Source organism: Enterobacter sp. RHBSTW-00175 (genome assembly GCF_013927005.1).
Classification (GTDB): Bacteria; Pseudomonadota; Gammaproteobacteria; order Enterobacterales; family Enterobacteriaceae; genus Enterobacter.
The window spans coordinates 4,695,233-4,716,787 of sequence record NZ_CP055930.1; the positions used below are offsets into that span (position 1 = coordinate 4,695,233).

At 49.5% G+C, this 21,555-nt stretch carries 20 protein-coding genes; 14 read left to right on the forward strand and 6 right to left on the reverse strand.

Features of this window, described 5'->3' with window-relative positions; genetic code table 11:
- Positions 1 to 56: 56 nt before the first annotated feature.
- Entirely contained in the window at positions 57 to 1,793 is a 1,737-nt protein-coding gene (locus HV107_RS22735; RefSeq protein WP_182060961.1) for a SulP family inorganic anion transporter, read from the reverse strand.
- 323 nt (positions 1,794 to 2,116) lie between these two features.
- On the opposite strand from HV107_RS22735, the gene HV107_RS22740 reads away from it, so the two are divergent.
- From HV107_RS22740 to HV107_RS22750, 3 genes are all read left to right on the forward strand, one after another.
- The gene (locus tag HV107_RS22740; protein WP_182060962.1) at positions 2,117 to 2,608 is read left to right on the forward strand and encodes a hypothetical protein; all 492 of its coding nucleotides are present in this window, start codon (positions 2,117 to 2,119) and stop codon (positions 2,606 to 2,608) included.
- 101 nt (positions 2,609 to 2,709) lie between these two features.
- Positions 2,710 to 3,651 carry an AraC family transcriptional regulator gene (locus tag HV107_RS22745; protein ID WP_182060963.1) on the forward strand — a complete coding sequence of 314 codons (942 nt, stop codon included), beginning with the start codon at positions 2,710 to 2,712 and terminating at the stop codon, positions 3,649 to 3,651.
- A gap of 202 nt (positions 3,652 to 3,853) precedes the next feature.
- Positions 3,854 to 5,233: an MFS transporter gene (locus HV107_RS22750; RefSeq protein ID WP_182060964.1), complete on the forward strand. Its 1,380-nt coding sequence runs from the start codon at positions 3,854 to 3,856 to the stop codon at positions 5,231 to 5,233.
- Between the two features lie 122 nt (positions 5,234 to 5,355).
- Here the strand turns inward: HV107_RS22750 and HV107_RS22755 are convergent, their stop codons facing one another.
- Positions 5,356 to 6,252, reverse strand: a complete 897-nt coding sequence (locus HV107_RS22755) for a LysR family transcriptional regulator (protein WP_182060965.1) — start codon at positions 6,250 to 6,252, stop codon at positions 5,356 to 5,358.
- Between the two features lie 243 nt (positions 6,253 to 6,495).
- Here HV107_RS22755 and HV107_RS22760 point away from each other — a divergent pair, with 243 nt between their 5' ends.
- The 4 genes from HV107_RS22760 to HV107_RS22775 all read left to right on the forward strand — a co-directional run bounded on the left by HV107_RS22760 (position 6,496) and on the right by HV107_RS22775 (position 10,516).
- Positions 6,496 to 7,233, forward strand: a complete 738-nt coding sequence (locus HV107_RS22760) for an SDR family oxidoreductase (protein ID WP_182060966.1) — start codon at positions 6,496 to 6,498, stop codon at positions 7,231 to 7,233.
- 198 nt (positions 7,234 to 7,431) lie between these two features.
- Complete coding sequence (locus HV107_RS22765; RefSeq protein ID WP_182060968.1) at positions 7,432 to 8,640, forward strand: MFS transporter; 1,209 nt, start codon at positions 7,432 to 7,434, stop codon at positions 8,638 to 8,640.
- Positions 8,641 to 8,725: 85 nt separating this feature from the next.
- Positions 8,726 to 9,769: an alpha/beta hydrolase gene (locus HV107_RS22770; protein WP_182060970.1), complete on the forward strand. Its 1,044-nt coding sequence runs from the start codon at positions 8,726 to 8,728 to the stop codon at positions 9,767 to 9,769.
- A gap of 264 nt (positions 9,770 to 10,033) precedes the next feature.
- Positions 10,034 to 10,516 (forward strand): glutathione peroxidase, encoded by a 483-nt coding sequence (locus HV107_RS22775; protein ID WP_182060972.1) that lies wholly within the window; start codon positions 10,034 to 10,036, stop codon positions 10,514 to 10,516.
- Between the two features lie 29 nt (positions 10,517 to 10,545).
- Here HV107_RS22775 and HV107_RS22780 read toward each other — a convergent pair whose 3' ends face one another.
- Positions 10,546 to 11,421: a LysR family transcriptional regulator gene (locus HV107_RS22780; protein WP_182060974.1), complete on the reverse strand. Its 876-nt coding sequence runs from the start codon at positions 11,419 to 11,421 to the stop codon at positions 10,546 to 10,548.
- A 127-nt stretch (positions 11,422 to 11,548) separates the two neighbouring features.
- Here HV107_RS22780 and gstA point away from each other — a divergent pair, with 127 nt between their 5' ends.
- Positions 11,549 to 12,154 (forward strand): glutathione transferase GstA, encoded by a 606-nt coding sequence (gstA, locus tag HV107_RS22785; protein WP_182060976.1) that lies wholly within the window; start codon positions 11,549 to 11,551, stop codon positions 12,152 to 12,154.
- 396 nt (positions 12,155 to 12,550) lie between these two features.
- Positions 12,551 to 13,297: an SDR family oxidoreductase gene (locus tag HV107_RS22790; protein WP_182060978.1), complete on the forward strand. Its 747-nt coding sequence runs from the start codon at positions 12,551 to 12,553 to the stop codon at positions 13,295 to 13,297.
- Between the two features lie 39 nt (positions 13,298 to 13,336).
- On the opposite strand, the gene HV107_RS22795 is transcribed toward HV107_RS22790, so the two are convergent.
- Positions 13,337 to 14,227 carry a LysR family transcriptional regulator gene (locus HV107_RS22795; protein WP_182060980.1) on the reverse strand — a complete coding sequence of 297 codons (891 nt, stop codon included), beginning with the start codon at positions 14,225 to 14,227 and terminating at the stop codon, positions 13,337 to 13,339.
- A 125-nt stretch (positions 14,228 to 14,352) separates the two neighbouring features.
- Entirely contained in the window at positions 14,353 to 14,829 is a 477-nt protein-coding gene (locus HV107_RS22800) for a GNAT family N-acetyltransferase (RefSeq protein ID WP_182060982.1), read from the reverse strand.
- An 86-nt stretch (positions 14,830 to 14,915) separates the two neighbouring features.
- Here HV107_RS22800 and HV107_RS22805 point away from each other — a divergent pair, with 86 nt between their 5' ends.
- From HV107_RS22805 to HV107_RS22825, 5 genes are all read left to right on the forward strand, one after another.
- On the forward strand, positions 14,916 to 15,848 hold the full coding sequence (locus HV107_RS22805) for a LysR family transcriptional regulator (RefSeq protein ID WP_182060984.1): 933 nt from the start codon (positions 14,916 to 14,918) through the stop codon (positions 15,846 to 15,848).
- Positions 15,849 to 16,034: 186 nt separating this feature from the next.
- On the forward strand, positions 16,035 to 16,889 hold the full coding sequence (gene dapF, locus HV107_RS22810) for a diaminopimelate epimerase (RefSeq protein ID WP_182060986.1): 855 nt from the start codon (positions 16,035 to 16,037) through the stop codon (positions 16,887 to 16,889).
- 10 nt (positions 16,890 to 16,899) lie between these two features.
- Entirely contained in the window at positions 16,900 to 17,298 is a 399-nt protein-coding gene (locus HV107_RS22815; protein ID WP_182060987.1) for a cell envelope integrity TolA C-terminal domain-containing protein, read from the forward strand.
- A gap of 352 nt (positions 17,299 to 17,650) precedes the next feature.
- Positions 17,651 to 18,145, forward strand: a complete 495-nt coding sequence (locus HV107_RS22820) for a molybdopterin-dependent oxidoreductase (protein ID WP_182060989.1) — start codon at positions 17,651 to 17,653, stop codon at positions 18,143 to 18,145.
- 17 nt (positions 18,146 to 18,162) lie between these two features.
- A complete protein-coding gene (locus tag HV107_RS22825; protein ID WP_182060994.1) occupies positions 18,163 to 20,124 on the forward strand; it encodes a bifunctional diguanylate cyclase/phosphodiesterase in 1,962 nt (653 codons plus the stop codon).
- A gap of 15 nt (positions 20,125 to 20,139) precedes the next feature.
- Here the strand turns inward: HV107_RS22825 and HV107_RS22830 are convergent, their stop codons facing one another.
- The gene (locus HV107_RS22830) at positions 20,140 to 21,555 is read right to left on the reverse strand and encodes a DUF4832 domain-containing protein (RefSeq protein WP_182060996.1); all 1,416 of its coding nucleotides are present in this window, start codon (positions 21,553 to 21,555) and stop codon (positions 20,140 to 20,142) included.

Here is a 21,555-nt window from a genome sequence, read left to right on the forward strand (position 1 = left end):
CCTCAATTAAGGCCTCATGCTCCCAGGCCTGTCTGCTGCGTGCCGAAAACGGGCATTTAACCAGGGTTTGGTTGTACATCACCGTCTGATTCACCCTCACTCGCACTCTCTTTACTTTGAATGAACCGGAGTGCCAAATAGAGGTCTGGCGCCAGAATCATGTCATCATCATTCATTGTTGGCCGACTGTCTTTAAACCAGCGTGTTAATTCCGTTTTCCGGCCCGCAAGGATTAACGTAATCTGTCGAACTTTCAGGTCGCGCTTTAACTCATTAATGGTGGCCAGGACACTGATATCTGAATAGGTGAAGCAGGCAACGGCATCAATAACCACCCATTTAGGTTGTAATGCGGTACCATCAACTAAGTTCAAAACCCGACGTTTAAAATAAGCCACATTAAAATAGGTCAACGGGGAGTTAAATCGATACATCAGCACGCCCGGGACCATTTTAATATCAGTTGAATTGCCTAATGAGTGAATCATTCCATTTTCGTCAGTTCCCAGTAAGTGTTCAGAGGGACGAAAGACTGTACGCAGAAACTGTAACAGACCCAGCAACACCGCAAGGCCGATCCCCTGGATAACGCCGATAATTAAAACGCAGCCAAACGTGAAGAAGGCCAGGCGAAATGCCTGTTTATTTCTTCGCCTCAGATTCCATAGCCCACGTAAATCAATCAATGACCACGATGCATACATTAGAACGATACCTAATGCAGAAACCGGAATAAACTGTAATGGCTGAGTGAAAAATACGACCACGATACCGATGAGTAGGGCTGCGACCACAGAAACCAGCTGACTTTTCCCCCCAGTTGAATCATTAACTGCGGTTCGGGAATCGGCTCCACTGATAGCAAACCCCTGGGATAATCCAGACATGAGATTCGCAATACCCAGAGCTCTGAACTCTGCATCAGCATTAATTTCATAGCCATTTTTCGCGGCGAAACTGCGAGCGGTCAGCATAAGACTGACAAAACTGACCAAAGCCAGGTTCAGCGCCGGGATCACTAAATCACGCATCGGACCTGGCTGAAATGCCGCCCAGTTAACGACGGGTAAACCAGGCTGGAAACCTTCCCCTCCAATAGTGGCAATACCATAATTTTGCGCAGATGTTCCCCATACCAGTGCCGTTGTTATCGCAATGGCAATCAACGGTGCTGGCCAGTGGCTGCGATACGTTTTGATAACCATTAAAATAGCTAACGTTAAAAGTGATAGCCCTAAAGTTAATAAATGGCTGTCTGCGATTCGGCCTGGCAAGGCAATTATTTTCTCAATAACCTGCGCCTCATCAAGCGTGATCCCCAAAACCTTGCCTAATTGCCCGACAATAATCGTCACGGCTACGCCATTTAGCAAACCGGTAAGAATGGGATGAGAAAGCAGATCGGCAAGTGCGCCCAGGCGAAATTTACTGGCAAGAAGGCACCAGCCGCCCATCATCAATGTCATGATGATCGTCAGTTGCCAGTGCAGTTCGGGATTTCCGGCAGAAAGAGGAAACACAACGGCTGCAATCACCGCGCAGGTCGTTGCATCAGGGCCAACAATCAGCTGACGTGAAGAACCAAACAGCGCATAAGCTATCATTGGTAAAACGCAGGAATACAGCCCTACGATTGCCCCAACACCCGCCAACTCAGCGTAAGCAATAGCAACGGGGAGTGCGACAGCTGCAACAGACAGCCCGGCTTTAACATCATGTTTTAGCCAGCTTTTATCGTAGGCTAATAAATTTTGTAACCCTGGCATGTAGTGTAATAAAAATTTTCCGAACACGTTATTCTCCGGATATGGATCCTACTCACGCAATGTTGGCATACTTCAGAGTGAAGTTCTGGTTTTCAAATGCTTCCGGAATGAGACAGTCGCTGCTCCGGCCATAATGACACTGCAACACGTATTATTCTGACTGGTGTTAAACATAGTTCAAAAACTGCCGCTTAGCCGGAGTGGACTTTTTGGTAGTTGTCAGTGGGGAGGTATTTCAGCAGAATGAAACCGCCTTTAATAATGACCGCTATTTGTACAGTCACAAATTATTGAATCAGGTTCCGGCAGGGTGACTGACCCACAAAAGAAAGGATGCAGGAGATCGCGCTATGCGTACCCATCAACTGAGCAAGTCCCATAAACTGTATCGCAGTGTTAACACGACGACGCGGCACCATTCTAATAATCCAGGTGCGGAGTATCGCTGGGAACGCAATCGTAAAAAGGTCGGTGATGAACTACTGGCGAAGCGCGAGACGATGCATAGCGGGCAGAAGCGTGGACGGGACTACACACCCTTGTTTTATTTTCTGATCAAACAGATTGGTAAGCCCTGGGATGACATATTTAGCGAAGTATGTGGACGCCTTGATACCACAGAACCTGTATTTTGGTTGGTCGCGCTGCATGAGCATCAGCGAAGAGACTTAGTCTGCATTGGCGAAAGTAGCTTTTATCCGGGTCTGTTTGTTGATGAGAATGGAATCCTGCAACAGGTGAACCCGTCAATTAGCGGAAAGGACGTTGTGGTAGCTTGCCGCTGTTGCACACACACTTATATTGGTGAACCTGTACCTTCTATTGCATCTTCCAGACAATGATTTCACACAGTGTGGGTCTTTCAGTTAACTTGCAAGGTTTTGGTCTCTGGGAAATGGTATTTTAAGAAAGATTATTCATGATTTCTTATTCGAGAATCTCAATGGACCCTTTATCTGATGTTCTACAGTTGCTATCGGCGAGCAGTTACATTACGAGCGGGCAGTCCGCTGGTTCGTGTTGGGCCATGCGTTATCCGGGATTCTCCGGTATGAAATTTATCTCTCTTCGTAAAGGGACTTTATGGTTTCGGCTTGAAGCTGAGCAGGACTGGCATCTAATGAACCCCGGTGACGGCTTAATTCTGACCCGTTCAACCCCATTCATAATGGCAACAGATCCAAACCTGTCTGCTGTACCTTCGGAGAGCGTCCCCTATCAGCGTCGTGACGGTATTGCGGATTACGGTGGTGACGACAGCATACTGCTTGCCGGAAAAATGGAGATAGATCCGATGCCTGCTGGTTTGCTACTTGGTTTACTGCCTTTGGTGATTCCCATTAAAACAGGTACGGGATCATCCTCAACGTTGTACTGGTTAATGGCCCGGCTTCACGAGGAAAATCTATCCCTGCTCCCGGGCGCTTCACTTGCGGGCAACCATCTGATGCAACTCATTATGATTGAAGGTATTCGTGGCTGGATCTGTTCTGAAGAATCAGGACTGAGTGGCTGGATGGGCGCATTGAGAGATCCACGTATCCTTAAAGCCCTCGGCGCTGTCCATACAACCCCCGAAAGGAACTGGCAACTGGCAGACCTGGCCAACGTCGCGGGTATGTCACGGGCAGGATTCGCGCGGCGGTTTAATGAATTGACGGGAACCACGCCGCTGAGTTACCTCACTCACTGGCGTATGCACATTGCCAGCAGGGCACTCAGACTCAGCAGTGAGCCGGTCAAGCATCTGGCTTTCAGGCTTGGTTATGCAAATGAAAGCACCTTCAGTACCGTATTCAAGCGTGTTTATGGGATGTCACCCACAGCACATCGGGCTCAATACCGGGAAGGGCCGGTATACCCACTTCGACCATACACGAACTAAAGCCTCTTTAACTTTAAAATCGTCATAGACTGATACTATTACGAAAGTAATCTGGACTTTTGATTATTAAACGTCTCTCTTCTTTCAAATATTATTTTCCGGGCACATCAACGTGTGCGTCAGCCTAACTTAGGGCGCGGCCGTCAGGCTGAAATTGTTCCGTCATATGGCGGGAAAATCTGAATAAAAACGGGAAATATAAATGACTGAATCACGGACCAGTAAACGCTGGTTTACTGCTGCATCCTGCCTTGGGATCGTTCTTGTCCAGCTTGACGTAAGCATTGTAAACGTCGGATTGCATTCACTTAAGGACGCCTACAATTCTACGGTTTCCGATCTGGAATGGGTCATTAATGCGTATGCACTTGTTTTTGCCGCATTGATGCTCAGTTCCGGTAGCATTGTTGACCGTTTCGGTTCAAAAAACACATTTATCTGCGGTGTGACCATTTTTATCGTTGCCTCAGTATGCTGTGCTCTGGCACCGACCATTTACTGGCTTGACTTTAACAGGGGCTTACAGGGCGTTGGGGCTGCTCTTTTACTGCCCAGCTCACTTACGCTCCTTCGCCAGTATTTCTCCAACTCGCATGAACGCGCTTCTGCTATTGCAATGTGGGCTGCGGCGGGTTCACTCGCGCTTGTTGCAGGCCCCGTAGCAGGTGGTTTGCTGATTAAGTATTTTGGCTGGAAAAGTATATTTGTTATCAATTTCCCGCTGGGACTCTTGAGTATTATTGTGATCCTTCGCCTGGCTCAAGCCAGCAGCCCATCCAGAACTGAAATGAATTTGCTGAGTCAGGCGTTCATTATACTGGGACTGGCGATGATGACCTTTACGCTTACCGAGGCCGGGGAATATGGCTGGACAAGTCCGGTGATCCTCACGACCCTGACGCTTGCTGTAATAATGATGGCAACTTTCTGTCGTGTTGATAGCCTTTCAGCCAATCCCGTTATTGCAAGAGAGGTCAGACAAAATCCACTTATTATCAGCGCTGTACTTGTTGGACTCCTCTGTAACCTGGTGTTCTATGGTGCTGTTTTTATCTTCAGTATTTTCTTTCAGAACAGATTACACTTATCGGCCCTTGAAACGGGTATTGCCTTCATGCCGATGATGGCTTTAACTGCCCTCGTTAATTTTTGTTCAAGATGGTTCTCGTCATGGTGCTCTGTTCGGACACTATCCATCCTGGGTAGCCTGATCAGCATGTTTGGGTTTGTGATAATTTTCTTTATCACACCTGAATGGACCGCTTATCAGTTATTCCTACCCATGATACTGCTGGGAAGCGGGACGTCATTTGCTATGCCCATCATGACCAACATGGTGCTTTCGCAGGCAACACAGCGTTCTGCTGGATCTGCATCCGCCTTCTTTAACTGTGCCAGACAAATGGGGGGAGTAACCGGAGTTGCAGTTTTTGGCCTTGTTCTGGGAGCAGGCGGAGATGATATGACACGGGGTTTACAACAAGTCGCTTTTACTGCTGCCTCAATTACACTCGTCTGGGTAATGATCAGCTTTAAAAAACTACCCTCTCTTAAGTTGCATGAGCTTTATTCCCATGATTAAAGTTCATCCGCCAGAAATATAACCCTGTTTCTTTATCTGAGGTATGAGTGAGTCAGGGCTGCAACAGCAGCCCTGTGCAAGAAGCTGACATCCATTTGTCAGGAAAGATTAACTCTATTGGTTTAGCGCGTTGAAGCGCGTAGTTCGTCAACCAACAGGCTAAATGCCGGGGTGGGTTGACGATGGCTTGGATAATAAAGATGGTATCCAGAGTATGGTTCACACCAATCTTCAAGTACGCGAATAAGATTTCCGGATGCGATATAAGGTTCAAGCTGCCCTTCTGGTAGATAGGCTAGTCCTCGACCTTCAAGTGCCGCTTTCAGTATCATGCTTCCCGTATTGAAAACCAATTGACCATCAACTCGCACATTTAGTTCTCGTCCGTCTTTTTCAAATTCCCACGCATAGAGCCCTCCATGTCCTGAAAGGCGCAGGTTTATACAATTGTGATCTGTCAATTCCTGCGGAGTAATGGGCACATGCCTGTTACTGAAATAATCAGGTGATCCTGCCACTGTCATCCGCATATCTGGCGCAATACGAATGGCAATCATGTCTTTGGCGATAGTTTCGCCGGGACGTACACCGGCATCAAAACGATCTCTTACGATGTCAGTTAGCCCATAATCTGTAAGAATTTCGACCTTAATATCGGGGTATTTTTTAACGAGACGCGCTACTGCTGGCCAGAGTATTGACTCTGCTGCATATTCCGTTGCTGTAAGGCGTATTGTACCAGCTGGCTTATCACGTAATTCACTCAGCACCATTAACTGACGCTGAATATCCTCTATCTGAGGTCCGACTGAAGAGAGTAAACGTTCCCCGGCTTCAGTCGGGACGACCCTTCTGGTGGTTCGGTTAAGCAACCGGAGCCCGAGCTGGGCTTCCAGAACGCGAACGGTCTGACTGAGTGCTGACTGTGAGACTCCCAGACGTTTTGCTGCTCGCGTGAAATTCTGTTCCTTAGCCACCACCATAAATGCGGCGAGGGCATTCAGATTATCATCGGCCATTTAAAGGTTTTCCTTATAATTTCAATCTCATTTTACCATCTAATCACTTAATGCGTCCTCAGATATACTTTCTTCGTTCACTAAATAACCACCCACCCGGTCTGAGGGCTTTATGTAAGCCGCTACGCCATTTGTCGAAGTCAACCAGCAAGGTGAAGATGAAGTCAATCATTGCCGCACCGGTTTTCAACGCGGTGTTTGAACAGCGCGAGTCGAATTAACAACGCCCTACAGGAGGACAATATGTCTCAGGGTATCGAAAACAAAATCATCGTCATCACCGGTGCCAGCAGCGGTTTGGGCGCAGAAACAGCCCGACATCTGTCAAAGCTGGGCGCGAAAGTGGTTCTGGGAGCCCGTCGTATGGAAAGGCTGGAACATATTGCCGCGGAACTGGGGCTGGATCACAGAGCCATACTGGGTACCGACGTGACGGATCGCGCTCAGGTTCAGGCCCTTGTTGACCGGGCGGTAGAATTGCATGGTCGCATTGATGTCATCATCAGTAACGCGGGTTTAATGCCGAGCTCCATGCTCGACAAACTGAAAGTAGATGAATGGGACCGGATGATTGACGTGAACATTAAGGGCGTGCTTTACGGTATTGCCGCCGCGCTGCCGTATATGAAAGCACAGAAGTCCGGGCAGTTTATCAACGTGTCATCCGTCGCCGGGCATAAGGTGGGTCCCGGTGGGGCCGTATACGCAGGCACTAAATGGGCTGTCCGGGCTATTTCAGAAGGACTGCGTCAGGAAGTGAAACCCTGGAATATCCGCACGACTATCGTCTCTCCTGGGGCGGTAGACACCGAACTGATCAAAACCATCACCGACGAAGATGTTGCAAAAGGTATGTCTAAGACCTATGAGAATGCAATTCCGGCGGATGCCTTTGCGCGAATAGTAGCATTTGCTATCAGCCAGCCTGACGACGTGGACGTTAACGAAATACTTTTCCGGCCAACGCTACAGGTTTATTAAAAGCGTATCAGGCGCGTAATCTCCGCGCCTGTTTTTCCGGATGATTTTTACTCTCCAGGATTAAGAAAGAAACGCACTAATTTATCCCTGAAGACAAACAGGAAATTCTAAATGGAATTTTCTGCAGGCCACTTCGTGCCTGAAAAATAAAACAGATATACGACATTCTATACATGAAAAGGGAAGGGGCTGAGTTATATGCCTGTAAAACAATCACACCATATTTCCGGCACTTCAGTTGTCGCTACGTTAATACCCGTAATGACCGCCGTTCTGGTCGGCTTTATTATTATCGGCGTTGCACTACCCGTCCTGCCATTACATGTCAAAAATGGTCTGGGTTTCGGGACTTTTATTGTGGGTCTGGTTGCCGGGGCGCAGTTTGCTGCATCGCTTATTTCCCGAGTATGGTCCGGGAGCTATTCAGACAAGCGCGGTGCTAAAAAGGGCGTGGTCGCAGGACTCATCGCCGCTGCTGTGTCAGGGTTGTTATACCAGGCTTCTCTCTGGCTGGTGAGTATTCCGTCACTGTCAGTGAGCGTACTTTTGGCTGGGCGTGCGATCCTTGGCGGTGCAGAAAGTTTCATCATTACCGGTGCAGTGGCATGGGGGCTGGCCCTGGTTGATAAAGAGCATGCGGGTAAGGTCATTGCCTGGGTGGGCACCGCGATGTTTGCCGCTATGGCGCTTGGCGGGCCAGTGGGCACGCTGTTATACGATGCATTCGGCTTTGAGGCGGTTGTGTTACTGACCTTGCTGCTTCCGCTGATGGTGCTCATGTATCTCGCTCGTATGCCCGCTGTGGCTCCTCATCCACATGCTATACAGACTTCTGTTGGCTCTGTGATGCGCGCAGTCTGGTTACCAGGCCTGGGTGCTGCGCTTGCGAGTACAGGCTACTGTACCATCCTGGCCTTTAGCTCGCTTTATTACAGCTCGATGAACTGGCAACCCGTCTGGTTGGCATTTACCGCCTTTGGTGTAGCGCTGATTGTTGCCCGAACCGCTGCGGGCCACCTGCCTGATCGCTTTGGCGGCGCGCGTGTTGCGCTGATATTTGTCCTCGTCCAGGCCGCAGGGCTTTTCCTTATCTGGCTTGCGGGAACATCCCTGATAGCAACCCTTGGCGCCGCCTTCGCTGGCTTTGGCTACTCGCTGGTGTATCCGGGACTGGGTATCGAAGCCATCAGTGGTTCGACACCACAGAACCGGGGCACGGTGATGGGGATCTACACAGCATTTCTTGATGTGGCGATGGCAATCGGCAGTCCTGCACTTGGCTGGGTCGGTGGGCATCTGGGACTCAACGCCATATTTCTGGCCGGTGCGCTGGTTGTACTCTCCACTGCCGTGGTGGCATTACTGCTGTTAAAACGCGCAAAACAAGTCAAAGAAAATCCAGCCTGAAAGGGCTCTGCTGTCCTGAGGTGTTTCATTGTATGGATGTTTCACTTCGTTCGTCCTAATACCGTCGTTTAATTCAGGAGGTAATATGAAATTACATTCAAAAGGGAAATTAAAATTGTTGGTCACGCTGGCAATTATGAGCATCGCATTCACTGCGGGTACAAACATAGCTACCGCTGCGGATATGTCTCATGGTGCAAATAATTTCTATAAAAGCGATAAAGTGAATACTGAAATCGTTAAATTCAAAAATATTTACGGTATGGAAGTCACTGGCACGTTATTTACTCCCCGGAATATGGCGGCTGGGAAAAAATACGATGCACTTATTGTTGGCCATCCATTTGCCGCGGTAAGACAGCAGGCCGCTAATCTATATGCGACGAAAATGGCGGAGGCTGGTTTTGTTACCCTCTCTTTCGATCAGTCCTTTTGGGGGGAGAGTGCCGGTACGCCACGTGGAGCGGTGCTGCCTGATGTTTATGCAGAAAACTTCAGTGCTGCTGTTGATTTTCTCGGAACACGCACGTTTGTAGATCGAGATAAGATTGGTGTGATAGGCATATGCGGTAGTGGCGGCTTCGCTATCGCGGCAACCAAAGTGGACCCGCGCATCAAGGCGCTCGCCACCGTCAGCATGTACGATATGGGGGAGTATTTCCGTACCGGTCTGAACCACGAACGGACCGCAGCAATGAGAAACAAAGACCTGGCAACCGCAGCTGAGCAGCGCTACAAAACGTTTAAAACCGGGCAGCCCGTCTACGGCCCAGGGCAAAATGATCCGGTGTTTATTGAAGGAAAGGAGTCGAATGACTTCTATCAGACCGAGCGAGGTAAAGTGGCATCCAACGATCGCCGAACCACGCCGGCAACCTACGCCAGATTGATGAATTTCCATCCGTTTATTGATATTGAATCCATTTCACCACGACCAATACTTTTTATCGTGGGGGATGCGGCACCTTCCCGCACCTATACCGATACGGCATATAAAATGGCGGCTGAGCCGAAAGAGCTTATGGAGATTAAGGGCGCTAACCGTATCGATCTGTATGATCGCACTGAACTTATCCCGTGGGATAAGCTGGTCTCATTCTTTAATACCAACCTGAATACAAATAAATAATACGTTACTTGAACGGCACTGTTTCAGTGCCGTTATCACTATAAAGATAAAAATGGAGAGTGTTATGATCAAACCAATATTACTTGCTCAGGCTTCACTGACGGCCGTGTCATTCTCATCCGTGGGGACATAGGTTGAGGGTTTGTTGTTCTTTTCGTTCGACTTTGCAAAGATGTCTCACACACAATTTCAGACCTGCTCTGACAGCAACGTAAATCTGTTGCCATGTCGATTTCGAACGAGTTCTGCTTTAAGGAGCCTGATATGACCACTTTTCATCAACTTTCAGCCACCAGTCTGGGCGGCCAGCTTATCCCGATGGCCAACTACGCGGGCAAGGTGGTTCTGGTCGTGAATACCGCCAGCCAGTGTGGCTTCACGCCGCAATATGCAGGCCTTGAAACGCTCTACAAGAAATACGCCGCCCAGGGGCTGGTGGTGCTGGGTTTCCCCTGTAACCAGTTCGGCAAACAGGAGCCCGGCGACGCCGACGACATCGCGCGGACCTGTCACATTAACTACGGTGTGACCTTCCCGATATTCGAGAAAGTAGAGGTCAATGGAACTGCTGCCCACCCGGTGTTTCGTTATCTGAAAAACGAATTGCCCGGCATGCTGGGAGGGCGAATCAAGTGGAACTTCACTAAGTTCATAATCGGGCGGGATGGTAAACCACTCAAACGTTTTGCACCGTACACCACCCCGGAGAAAATGGAAGCCGACATTCTTGCCGCACTTGAAATGTAGCAGGCCCTTTGACCCAGAAGTCGGTATGGCTATTTATCAGAAAACAGACCTTTGAGCAGCGCCTGCGTCGCAGCGGATGCGTGTCCTGATGGTGAACACACCAGCCCAAATTCACGATGCAGGGAAGGTACTACGGGGACCACGCACAGGCCGCGTAATTTCTCCGGCAGAGCCGATTCAGGTACCAGTGCGACGCCCATACCTTCGCCTGCCAGCAAGCAGGCGCTGACCCAGTCGCGTACTTTCACGCGTACGTCAGTGAGCTTTAAGCCAGCATTTTCCATCAGGCTTTGCCCATTCACTAAACACCCTCCGGTGGCAAGAATAAAGGGTTGGTCTGCCAGTTCTTCTAACGTAATGCCGGATGTCCTTGCGAGCCCCGCCAGTGGATGACGAGCCGGCATTACCGCAACCCAGGCATCTTTTCCTAAGACAATATTTGCGCGCCCGGGGGCAGGGTTCATGACAACCCCGAGTTCAACGGTGTCTTGCGCGAGCCACTCCTCAACTTCCTCGTCTGTACCTTCCAGAACAACTACCTCAATACCGGGATGCAGGCGCTTAAAGTCCCGTAATAACCTGGGTAAAAATGTGGACGTCACGGAGGGAAAACTGGCCAGGCGAATGCGACCGCTGTTCAATTCCTGGCTCTGGTCTGCCAGGGAACGAATCGCATCCAGCTTCAATACCATGCTCCTTGCATGTGCGACAACCTGCTCACCCAGAGCGGTTACACCAATATAGCGCCGCTCACGTGTGAACACCGGAAACCCAAGTGCGGCCTCCAGCTGAGCAATTGCCTGGCTGGCACCAGACTGCGTCATGCCTATTTCTTCGGCAGCCCGTGAAATGTTGTTGGCATCTGCGACGGCTACCACCAGGCGCCAGTGCAAAAGATTCATCATGGGTATCAGTAGCTCAACTAATAGTTAAATTATGAACAATTAATTTTACAGCAATAACGCCGTTAAGCAGAGTGTATTCATGAACGTAGTAAGCGTTGATTACTATTTTTAATTCAAAGGAGACAACATGAAACTCTATTACGCCCCTGATACCTGTTCACTTTCACCCCATATCGTGCTGCGCGAACTGGAGCTTGAGTTTGAACTGGTTAAAGTGGACAACCGTAGCAAGCGTACTGCTGACGGGCGCGATTTCCTGACCATTAATCCAAAAGGCTATGTAGCAGCTCTTGAACTTGACGATGGCAAGATACTCACTGAAGGTCCGGCCATTGTGCAGTATCTTGCGGATCGTAAACCGGAAAGCGGGCTGGCTCCACGCGCGGGCACCTGGGATCGGGTTTGTCTCCAGGAATGGCTTAACTTTATCACCAGTGAAATACACGCGGGCTCGGCGCTATTATTCAATTCCTCGCTGCCCGAAGAGGTCAAATCAATTTATCGCGAGAAGCTGTTCCGGCGATTCAATTTTCTTGAGGAGCAACTCAACGGCAAAACCTGTCTGATGGGGTCGGCGTTCAGTGTTGCTGATGCCTACCTGTTCACCGTGCTGGGCTGGTGTAAATTCTTCGCCATCGACCTGAATAGCTGGCCTGTGCTATCAGCCTATATGGCCAGAATCCATGCACGGCCTGCGGTGCAGGCTGCATTACGTGCTGAAGCCTCTGATTAAGGTCGTCAGCACCACTAGACGAACGCCTTTAATACTTGAGCGCAGAGCTGTAGTTGCCTGCGCCAGACTGGTGTTGCACAGCGCAGCAAAAAGCGGCGGAGCGAATGATTCTGTTGAGTCAAGCCCGATGAGTTTCAGTGAAAAAAACATCTCCCGCTTCGTCTTCAATGCGCCATTTTCATAGCGGGTTACGCCACCTCATTAATCTCTGGGAGATTGATTAGTTGTACTAATGTTTGTTAGCAATTTATACGTATTATCGTATTAATCCCACCCTGCTAGGATTATCCGCGTTACCCGTTTCCGGCTGTGATAACAGTCAGGATACTCAAGGTTAAGCTCACACCCATTGTCGAAGTAAGACCTTGCGAATCATCCCATCAGCAGGAGAAAAAAATGACAGATAACATCAAAGATAAAGTGATTGTGATCACCGGTGCATCAAGCGGTATGGGTGAGGCTGCGGCTCGTCACCTTGCTGCGAATGGTGCGAAAATCGTGCTGGCTGCCCGCCGTACCGACCGTATCGACGCGATTGCCAGCGAGTTAACGAAGCAGGGCAAAGAGGCGATTGCGGTGGCGACTGATGTCACAAAACGTGATGATGTCCAGCACCTCATCCAGTCTGCCGTTAACCGTTTTGGCCGCGTGGATGTGTTAATCAACAATGCCGGTGTGATGCCTCTTTCACGCCTCGACCAGTGCAATGTGGACGAATGGGATCAGATGATTGATGTGAACCTTCGCGGCGTACTGCACGGTATTGCGGCGGTTCTGCCCTATATGAAGGAACAGAAATCCGGGCACATTATCAATACTGCATCGGTTGCTGCACATCTTATTTTCCCGAGTTCAGCCGTCTATTCCGCGACAAAATTCGCCGTTCGCGCGCTGACAGAGGGATTACGTCAGGAAACTGCCGCACTGAACATTCGTGTCACGCTTGTCTCACCGGGAGCCGTTAAGACTGAATTGCTGGAGCACATTTCTGATAAAAACGTGCAGGCTGCGAACCGTGAATATGTCGAAAATGTCGGTGTCGCGCCTGAAACCTATGCCCGTATGGTCGCATTCGCCATCAGCGAGCCTGACGATGTGGGCATCAGCGAGATTATTTTCCGTCCCACCGCGCAGGAATTGTAAGCCCCGAACGGGCAGGGCATCCGGCTCTGCCCGTTCAGGCTACATGCTCGTGTATCTGAGGGCGTTCAACACGAGCAGAAATGCCGGGGAATGATGTTGCCTGTTGGGATAATAGAGATGGTATCCGGGTAATGTCGGGCACCAGTCGTCGAGCACCTGAATCAGCCTTCCTTCCCTGATATCGTCTATGACAGTGTCTTCGGGAAAACAACTTATCCCTCCGCCTGCCCGAACAGCGTTTAACCGCAACTCCAGATTGTTAAAAATCAACTGGCCATCCACCTTTACCTTTAGCTCATTACCCGCTTTTGCAAACTCCCAGGGGTAAAGACCGCCATAGGTTTCCAGACGTAAATTGATGCAATTATGATGAGTCAATTGATGCGGTGATTCTGGTATCGGATGGCGTGAAAAATACTCAGGGGAGGCAACGACAACCATCCGTATATCCGGGCTGATACGCAGGGCTATCATATCTTTGGCGACCTGTTCCCCTAGCCTGACACCTGCGTCAAAACGTTCAGCAACAATGTCCTCTAACGCATCATTCACGGCAATCTCAACCTTAATGTCAGGGTTTTCCCGCAACACATTACGCAGCCCTGGTTCAATGACAGAAACCGCCGGATGTGACGCCGCAGAGATCCTGACCATTCCCGCCGGACTTTGCCGCATTCCTCTGAGCGAATTGAGCACGTTAACAATATCGTCCAGCTTAGGAGCCAGATTAGTTAACAGAAATTCACCTTCCTCGGTCGGTGATACACTACGGGTCGTGCGTGTCAGCAGGCGTACTTCAAGGCGGGATTCAAGATTCCGTATTGTCTGACTCAGGGCGGATTGAGATATCCCCATTTTTGCCGCTGCCCGGGTGAAACTGCGTTCACGGGCAACGAGAGCGAAGGCGGCCAGTTCGTTAAAGTTTTCCATGATTAAGTAGCTCGGCTAATTAGCATTAATGCAATAATCACGCTGATCTTATCAATATGGAAGTATTAAAATTGCTGGCACAAAAAAGCCCGCCATTCCAGCGAGCCTGTCAGGAGGGGATGTATTTAGCCGGCAAATTTGAGCAGTGCTTCACCATCAAGACGATAGCGAACCCATTCAGACTGCGGCAATGCGCCAATGCTCAGATAAAAGTCAATGGCGGGCTGGTTCCAGTCCAGAACACTCCATTCAAGGCGGCCGCACTGGCGCTGCACTGCGCATTGCGCGATATTTTTTAGCAAGGCTATTCCCGCACCCTGGCCGCGATAATCCGGGGAAACATACAAATCTTCCATATAGATACCGTTACGACCCAGCCATGTTGAATAGCTGGTGAAGAAAACGGCATACCCCACGGCTTTACCTTCACTCTCGGCAATCAATGCTTCGGTTTTACTGCCTGCGGCGAAAAGTGTTTCCCGGATCTCGTCTGGCGTGGTGACAACCTCTTGCGGGGCTTTTTCGTAAACCGCCAGCTCGTAAATCATATCGTAAATTGCGGATGCATCTTCCGGGCGGGCCTGACGAATCGTGATGCTCATGAGTATTCCTGTTTGCTCTGCATTTTGTTGATGGGGCTAAGCATAAAGGTTATCGTCAGAAGAATTAAGTGCAATGAAATCAACAAATGATGAATGTTATGCATCCAACTCTGAGGCGTCTTGATTTAAACCTTCTCCCCGTTTTTGACGCGATTTACCGTCACAGCTCTGTGCGGCTGGCGGCGGATGAACTGGCAATGAGCACATCGGCGTTGAGCCATGCATTGTCTCGCCTGCGTATCACGCTTAACGATCCGTTATTTTATCGGGAAGGCCATCGCATGTGCCCCAGTGTGTATGCCACTCAGCTTGCGCCTGCGATTGCATCGACACTAAAATTCCTCAATCAGGAGCTGACGCCACAGCCGGAATTTGAAGCCTCTGAGAGTACGGAGTCTTTGCAGATTGCGATTACGGATTTCACTGCATTTTGTATTTTCCCTGCGCTGATGCACAAGTTGCAGCATGAGGCGCCAGGTTTGCGCCTGGAGTTACGCTATTTGCCGCATAGCCCGGCACTGACTGAACTGCTGGCAGGGGAAGTGGATCTGGCGCTCGGGTTCAGCACGTCGGATGACATTCGTCACCCGGAACTGGAAGAGATTAGCTGGTTCGAAGATGAGTATGTTGTCATCAGTAACACCCGCCGGACACAACTGACGCTGGAGGATTATCTCGCCGCCCGACATCTGGTGGTGACGCCCTGGAATGAGAAGCAGGGCGTTTTGGATCTACAGCTTGAGCAGTTGGGGCATACCCGGCAAATCGCGATCAAAACCCCGTCTATGCTCAGCGCGCCCTTTATCGTTGCCCAGAGCGATCTGCTGATGGCAATCCCGCGATATGCCGCTGAGAAACTGGTTCCGGCGACGGATATCAGGATTTTCCCACTGCCATTCGCGATCCGCCCGTTTGAAGTGAAGATTTATTCACATAAACGCAGCGGTAAGCGAGGCGTGACTAACTGGCTGAAAGCACAACTGCAAATCCTGGCTGACGAGATGAATACAGCCTTGTGAGGGTCGAACCCCGGTGTTCTGGCTAAAGATGGCAAATTTTAAAACGCTAGCATCCGTTGGAACCATTTCCCAGTAAGGCGCAAACTGCGTCCGCTTTTTTGATTCCGCATGAAGCTGTTTTTATTTGCAGATAAATAACTTGTTGTATTATGAAGTTAACTCTTCCGCTGCTAGTCGATTAACCCTATGACATCACTTCTTCTGCATAAATATCATGGCCTCGGTAATGACTACCTGGTTTGCCATCGAGATATTGCCGACCGACTGACCAATGAACAGATTCAGATCTTGTGCCATCGCCACTATGGCATCGGTTCTGACGGCCTGCTTATCGACAGCGGCGATAAGATTCACCCTACGCTGAGGATCATTAATCCTGACGGTTCTGAAGCCGAAAAAAGCGGAAATGGTTTGCGAATTTACGCACGTTATCTTTTTGATATCGGTCGGGTGGGACATCAGCCGTTTCTGGTGCATACCGCAGGTGGAGACGTCCGTTGCACTGTTCATGACGATCCTCATCAGATTACGGTCGAAATGGGCCAGGCGAATTTTAATCCGGCGGCATTGCCTGCCTTACTGGATCTGCCCGAAGCCCTGAATTATCCCCTGAAACTGAAAGATGAAACCCTGTCAGTGTCACTGGTTTCAATGGGCAATCCCCATTGTGTCGTACCCGTCGATAAGCTGGATTTGGCACAGGTGCACCGTTTAGGCCCGCAGATTGAAAACCATCCTCTGTTCCCCAGACGCACGAATGTGCAATTCGTTGAAGTCGTTGATCGCGCTACGCTGCGCATCGGTATCTGGGAGAGAGGGGCCGGATTCACGACCGCATCCGGTAGCAGCAGCTGCGCGGCCGCCAGTGCGATGCGCAAGCTGGGCCGTGTTGACGATCGGGTCAACGTCAATATGCCCGGTGGGCAATTGCAGATTAGCTTCAGCCACGATTTTCAGGTCAGCATGTGCGGCCCGGTGCATAAAATCGCCAGCCTGACGGTAGATGAAGATTGCTTCAACGCGGCGATAACGCAGAAATAAGGGAAAGGGAATGAAAAGGGTGAAGACAATCGTGATGCTGGCCGTTGTGGCCAGCCTGGCAGCAGGGTGTGCGCCGTTACATCCGTCCGGATGCCATAAAACAACGGCAACGGGTAGTTGCGGCTCTGGTCGCTGGGATGACAATGATCAATGGGGTGCACAAGCGCGGGCAATCAGAGACGCAGTCAATGCCAAAATTGCAGATCCACAACGCTGGAAAGGGAAGAAATGCAGGCTCCATCTGGAATTTGCCGAGGATGGTACGGCGTTAAACATATCAACCAGCAACGGCAATAAAGCCTATTGCGAGGCCATAAAATCAGCAGCCCAAAAAGCCCAGTTCCCGGCCTTTACCAACCCGGATGTTTATCGGGATTTTCAGAAATCCGGCTTTGATATGCAGGGTTAGCCATAAAATTACCGCAGGGGAAATAACAATATGTCAGGAAAACCGTAGCCGTGACTCGTGATTTCTCCTGTGGCTGCACAATCTAATAAACCTCTATTTTCGTAGGTCTTCAACGTACTACCTAAACTGGTGGCTTGTTTTTTGTACAAAAACCATAGGATTAATCGCACATCAAATAGCAGTGTCGATATTTATTAATTAATATTAAAAAATCGATATGACTTAACTCATTGATTCCATTCAGTTAAAATGTTGTTGAACTTATTGCAACAAGATTGGCCAGGCAGCATATACTAAAGGCATGATATCTAAATTATAATCCTTTAACATCGGGTAGATAGGTGAGGTTAGAATGCGTTTAATTGTCATGTTGTTGAGCCTGGTGGTCTGCACTCAGGTCTGGGCAGGGGAACTTACCAAACCTACCGGTAAAGTCCTTTTAACCATGTCGGGTAAAATAGAAAATACCAACGATAACGGCAAAGCCGTTTTTGATATCGCGAGCCTTGAGAAACTGGGCGTAGTGAGTTTTCAGACCTCTTCACCTTGGTATAATGGGCGCACGAATTTTACGGGTATTTCCATGCAAAAGCTCATGGATTATGTCGGGGCGAAAGGGACTGTTGTTAAGGTCACCGCGCTCAATGATTACACCACTGTTATCCCTCTCAGTGATTTCAAGAATTACAATGTGATCCTCGCTTTTAAAATTAACGGGGAATATATGCGTGTCCGTGATAAAGGCCCGTTCTTCATTGTGTATCCCTATGACAGTTTGCCTGAACTGAATAATCAGATCTATTATTCACGATCAGCATGGCAGGTCAGCCGCATGAGTATTGAGTAAGAGTTCAGAGGAGCATCATGAACAGAATACTGGCTGGCATAATCTTTTCCCTTTTTATATCCACAGGGTATATCTCTTTCCTTGTGCATGAAAGGCAACAAGAGTTACAGAAGCTAAGTCGTTACACCGACTCATGGTCTGCTGCACAGCTGGTGTCAGAATATTACCGTTTCGAGTCATGGCTTGGTCTTTACACTATTGTTGATACGATGGAACTTGATGACGTACGCCTGCGTCTCGACATTATGCTCAGCCAGAGTGATTTAATGAAAGGCGGTGATTTAGGGCATTATATAGACAGCAATAAAGCCCATCATGAACTGGCGTTACAACTTCAAAGTACGCTTGAATATCTGGATGTTCATCTTGAGAAGATGGACCGTTCAGACATCAAGGAGTACCTGAAAGTCATGCATGAGCTTGATTCGCCGCTAAGCCGCCTTTCATCTGGCGCATTAGACAAAGATGTTAACTCGATAAATAATGCGAACCACAATATTCAAACGCTGTATTATATTTATTCAGCAACGTCGGTACTGCTAATAATACTCAGTGCGATATTAGGCGTGCTGATATTCTTTCAAAACAGAAATATTCTGAAGGCGCATCTTCAGGTTAAAAGCCTTGCCGAAGAATTGCAAAAATCGAAAGAAAAACTGCAAAGCCAGAATGCAAAACTGGAGTATGACGTCTACCACGACTCTCTCACAGAGATGAATAACCGCCATTTCTTCTGGGAAAATTTAACTAAAACCATCGAGGTGGCAGAAAAAGTTAATCACTCTGTGGCTGTCATGTTGTTTGATTTAGATCGATTCAAAGAGGTCAATGATACATACGGACATGATGCCGGTGATATCTTATTACGCCAGATTTCCCACCGTCTGGTGTCGATGAGCCTTGCTTCAGATACGCTTTACCGCTTAGGCGGAGATGAGTTTGCGTTTCTTTCGAGTGGCCTGACCGAAAGCCAGGCGGTTTCCCGGGCCCAAAAAATATGTGAATTTATCAACCAGCCGTACACGATTTATAACACCATTATCAACATCACCACCTGTGTGGGTATTGTTATTTCTGAGACTGAACGCCGCTCTGACTATCTCTATAAATTTGCCGATCTGGCCCTTTATGAAGCCAAAAATGAAGGTTCAGGTAAGATAAAAGTCTTCCGGCAGCGCATGTTAGACAAGCTGCAAGAAAGCAGAACCCTTGAACATGATATGGCCATGGCAATCGTGAACAAAGAGTTCGTGGTTTATTATCAGCCTATTGTTGATTCGTTCAGCCGGGAAATTTACAGTTATGAAGCCCTTATTCGCTGGATACATCCTCTGAAGGGACTCCTGTTACCGGATAGCTTTATTCCGGTTGCTGAAAAAACAGGAATGATTAACGAGATGGGTAAAACGGTGCTCGAAATGGCCTGTCGGGAAGCGGCGACCTGGGCAGTTCCGGCGAAAATTTCAGTCAATGTCTCTCCTGTCCAGCTCAGCAGTAAAACCTTTGCCGGAACAGTGCTGTCCATTCTGAAGGAAACAGGGCTTCCAACTGAACGTCTTGAACTGGAAGTGACTGAATCCTCTCTCTTTACGGAGAGCACTACACCGATGAATACCCTGAACAAGCTCAGATCCCAGGGCGTGAAAATCTCCATCGATGATTTTGGTACGGGGTACTCTTCTCTGTCGCGACTGAGCCGGATTGCCTTCGATAAAATCAAAATAGACAAGTCATTTGTCCATTCGCTGGCTACCCAGGAAGACGCCATTAATATCATCAAACTCATCACGGGGATGGCGAAATCCCTAAATATGAAGGCTATTGCAGAAGGTGTTGAAACGCAGGAACAGCTGGAGAGTCTTCAGGCGCTGGGCTGCGATTTCGCACAAGGGTATCTATTTGGTAAACCTCAGCCACATATCGCAGCGGAAATACGCAACGGTTATCAGGAACAGTTAAACTGCGAACGTTTATCCTGAGCATGTTCCAAAGGCTTACCTGATAGCAAAAGTGGCCATCTGATACCAGCCATCGGTGGTTTTCCCTTTGTTGGCAAGCTGGACTCGCGGTGCGCCCTGGGCATCGGTAATTGCCGTTTGCAGCGAATAGTTGCCTGCGGGTAGGGTTGCAGGCAGGGCCAGCACCACGCGGCTTTGAATCTCACCTGGCAACCAGCGACGAATATCGTCCTGCGTTTTCTGCTTCAGAACGGTTGTGCCTGCGGCATTAACCACCCGCCACTGCACCGGATAGGCAAGATAAGCCGGCGCAACACCGTCATTACGCCAGTTAACGGTCAGCGTCAGCGGTTGCCCGGCCAGAAGTGGAGTGTCAAACGTCAGCTTATTCACCCGGTAGCGATAGCCAATGCGCAGTAAGGCCTTATCGACAATGTCACGATATTCGGTGGGGATCGGTCGCGATTTAATATTCAGCGTGCTGGCGTGCTGCTGTATCGCCCAGTCGAAGGTCGCCTGGACCTCCTCGCGGGTATAGTGCTGCACGGTTTGCCATTCAGTCATATAGCCGCAAATCTCAAGGCTAACCGGCGCCCGTTTCCAGCTGTCGTTAAAGCCCGGCTCGGCGGCCTGCGCGGCAGCCAGACGCTGCGGGTAGTCATCGCGCATATGGCTCCACTCGGTTGAGAAGTTACGCCAGTCGCCCCAGCAGTCCGCACGCCAGCCTGCACCCCGGCGGCTGGCCCATGCCAGCGAGTCTCCGCCGCTGATGAGCATCACTTTCGGGGTTTTCGGGAAGCTATCAAAATGCATATCGACATAACGATTGAGCTGCGCGGGGGTGTATTTATCCATTAATTTCGGCACGTCAGGAAAATTGGAGTTATGCCATTCCCCCCATGAACCGACCATGCCGATGTCAATAAAGGCCAGCTCAGGGTTTCCGTCGTAGCGTTTGCCCATGGTGCCGATCAGTTTCTGTGCGTAGGCGATGAAGGTTGGGTCGCTGAGATCCGGCACGAAGGTTTTACCGTTTTCAACCCACTGTCCTTTAATGCCTTTGGCAATCAGCCAGGCGGGAATTTTTGAACCGGTTTGTGGTTCATCGAGCGCCATAAAGCGCAGGCCGACGTTCATCGCCGGCTGGTGTCTGGCGGCAACGGCAAAAGCGTTGTCGATGAGGGAAAAATTATAAACCCCTTCCTGTGGCTCCAGTTCGCTCCAGTAAAAACGCTCGTATTCAAAGCCGGTGTCGGGATACTGCGCAAGGGTGGGTTTTTGACCGTAACCGTCATGAAAACTGGCAACACCCATGCCCGGATTGGTCAACAGACCGTCGAAGGGCAGAGGTGAAACCACCGTGGTGACTGCACCCGCAGAACCTGAAGTCAGCAAGCCCGCCAGCAGCAGTGCACGAAACAAAGGCGCTTTACGAAGAGACGACATCGGCAT

Bases quoted from the DNA above. Each gene is read 5' to 3' on its own strand.
- HV107_RS22800 (WP_182060982.1), bottom strand. From the start codon at position 14,829: ATGAGCATCACGATTCGTCAGGCCCGCCCGGAAGATGCATCCGCAATT.
- HV107_RS22825 (WP_182060994.1), top strand. From the start codon at position 18,163: ATGAACAGAATACTGGCTGGCATAATCTTTTCCCTTTTTATATCCACA.
- HV107_RS22770 (WP_182060970.1), top strand. From the start codon at position 8,726: ATGAAATTACATTCAAAAGGGAAATTAAAATTGTTGGTCACGCTGGCA.
- HV107_RS22740 (WP_182060962.1), top strand. From the start codon at position 2,117: ATGCGTACCCATCAACTGAGCAAGTCCCATAAACTGTATCGCAGTGTT.
- HV107_RS22775 (WP_182060972.1), top strand. From the start codon at position 10,034: ATGACCACTTTTCATCAACTTTCAGCCACCAGTCTGGGCGGCCAGCTT.
- HV107_RS22790 (WP_182060978.1), top strand. From the start codon at position 12,551: ATGACAGATAACATCAAAGATAAAGTGATTGTGATCACCGGTGCATCA.
- dapF (WP_182060986.1), top strand. From the start codon at position 16,035: ATGACATCACTTCTTCTGCATAAATATCATGGCCTCGGTAATGACTAC.
- HV107_RS22830 (WP_182060996.1), bottom strand. From the start codon at position 21,555: ATGCCGATGTCGTCTCTTCGTAAAGCGCCTTTGTTTCGTGCACTGCTG.
- HV107_RS22765 (WP_182060968.1), top strand. From the start codon at position 7,432: ATGCCTGTAAAACAATCACACCATATTTCCGGCACTTCAGTTGTCGCT.
- HV107_RS22750 (WP_182060964.1), top strand. From the start codon at position 3,854: ATGACTGAATCACGGACCAGTAAACGCTGGTTTACTGCTGCATCCTGC.
- gstA (WP_182060976.1), top strand. From the start codon at position 11,549: ATGAAACTCTATTACGCCCCTGATACCTGTTCACTTTCACCCCATATC.
- HV107_RS22795 (WP_182060980.1), bottom strand. From the start codon at position 14,227: ATGGAAAACTTTAACGAACTGGCCGCCTTCGCTCTCGTTGCCCGTGAA.
- HV107_RS22760 (WP_182060966.1), top strand. From the start codon at position 6,496: ATGTCTCAGGGTATCGAAAACAAAATCATCGTCATCACCGGTGCCAGC.
- HV107_RS22805 (WP_182060984.1), top strand. From the start codon at position 14,916: ATGATGAATGTTATGCATCCAACTCTGAGGCGTCTTGATTTAAACCTT.
- HV107_RS22745 (WP_182060963.1), top strand. From the start codon at position 2,710: ATGGACCCTTTATCTGATGTTCTACAGTTGCTATCGGCGAGCAGTTAC.
- HV107_RS22755 (WP_182060965.1), bottom strand. From the start codon at position 6,252: ATGGCCGATGATAATCTGAATGCCCTCGCCGCATTTATGGTGGTGGCT.
- HV107_RS22820 (WP_182060989.1), top strand. From the start codon at position 17,651: ATGCGTTTAATTGTCATGTTGTTGAGCCTGGTGGTCTGCACTCAGGTC.
- HV107_RS22780 (WP_182060974.1), bottom strand. From the start codon at position 11,421: ATGATGAATCTTTTGCACTGGCGCCTGGTGGTAGCCGTCGCAGATGCC.
- HV107_RS22815 (WP_182060987.1), top strand. From the start codon at position 16,900: ATGAAAAGGGTGAAGACAATCGTGATGCTGGCCGTTGTGGCCAGCCTG.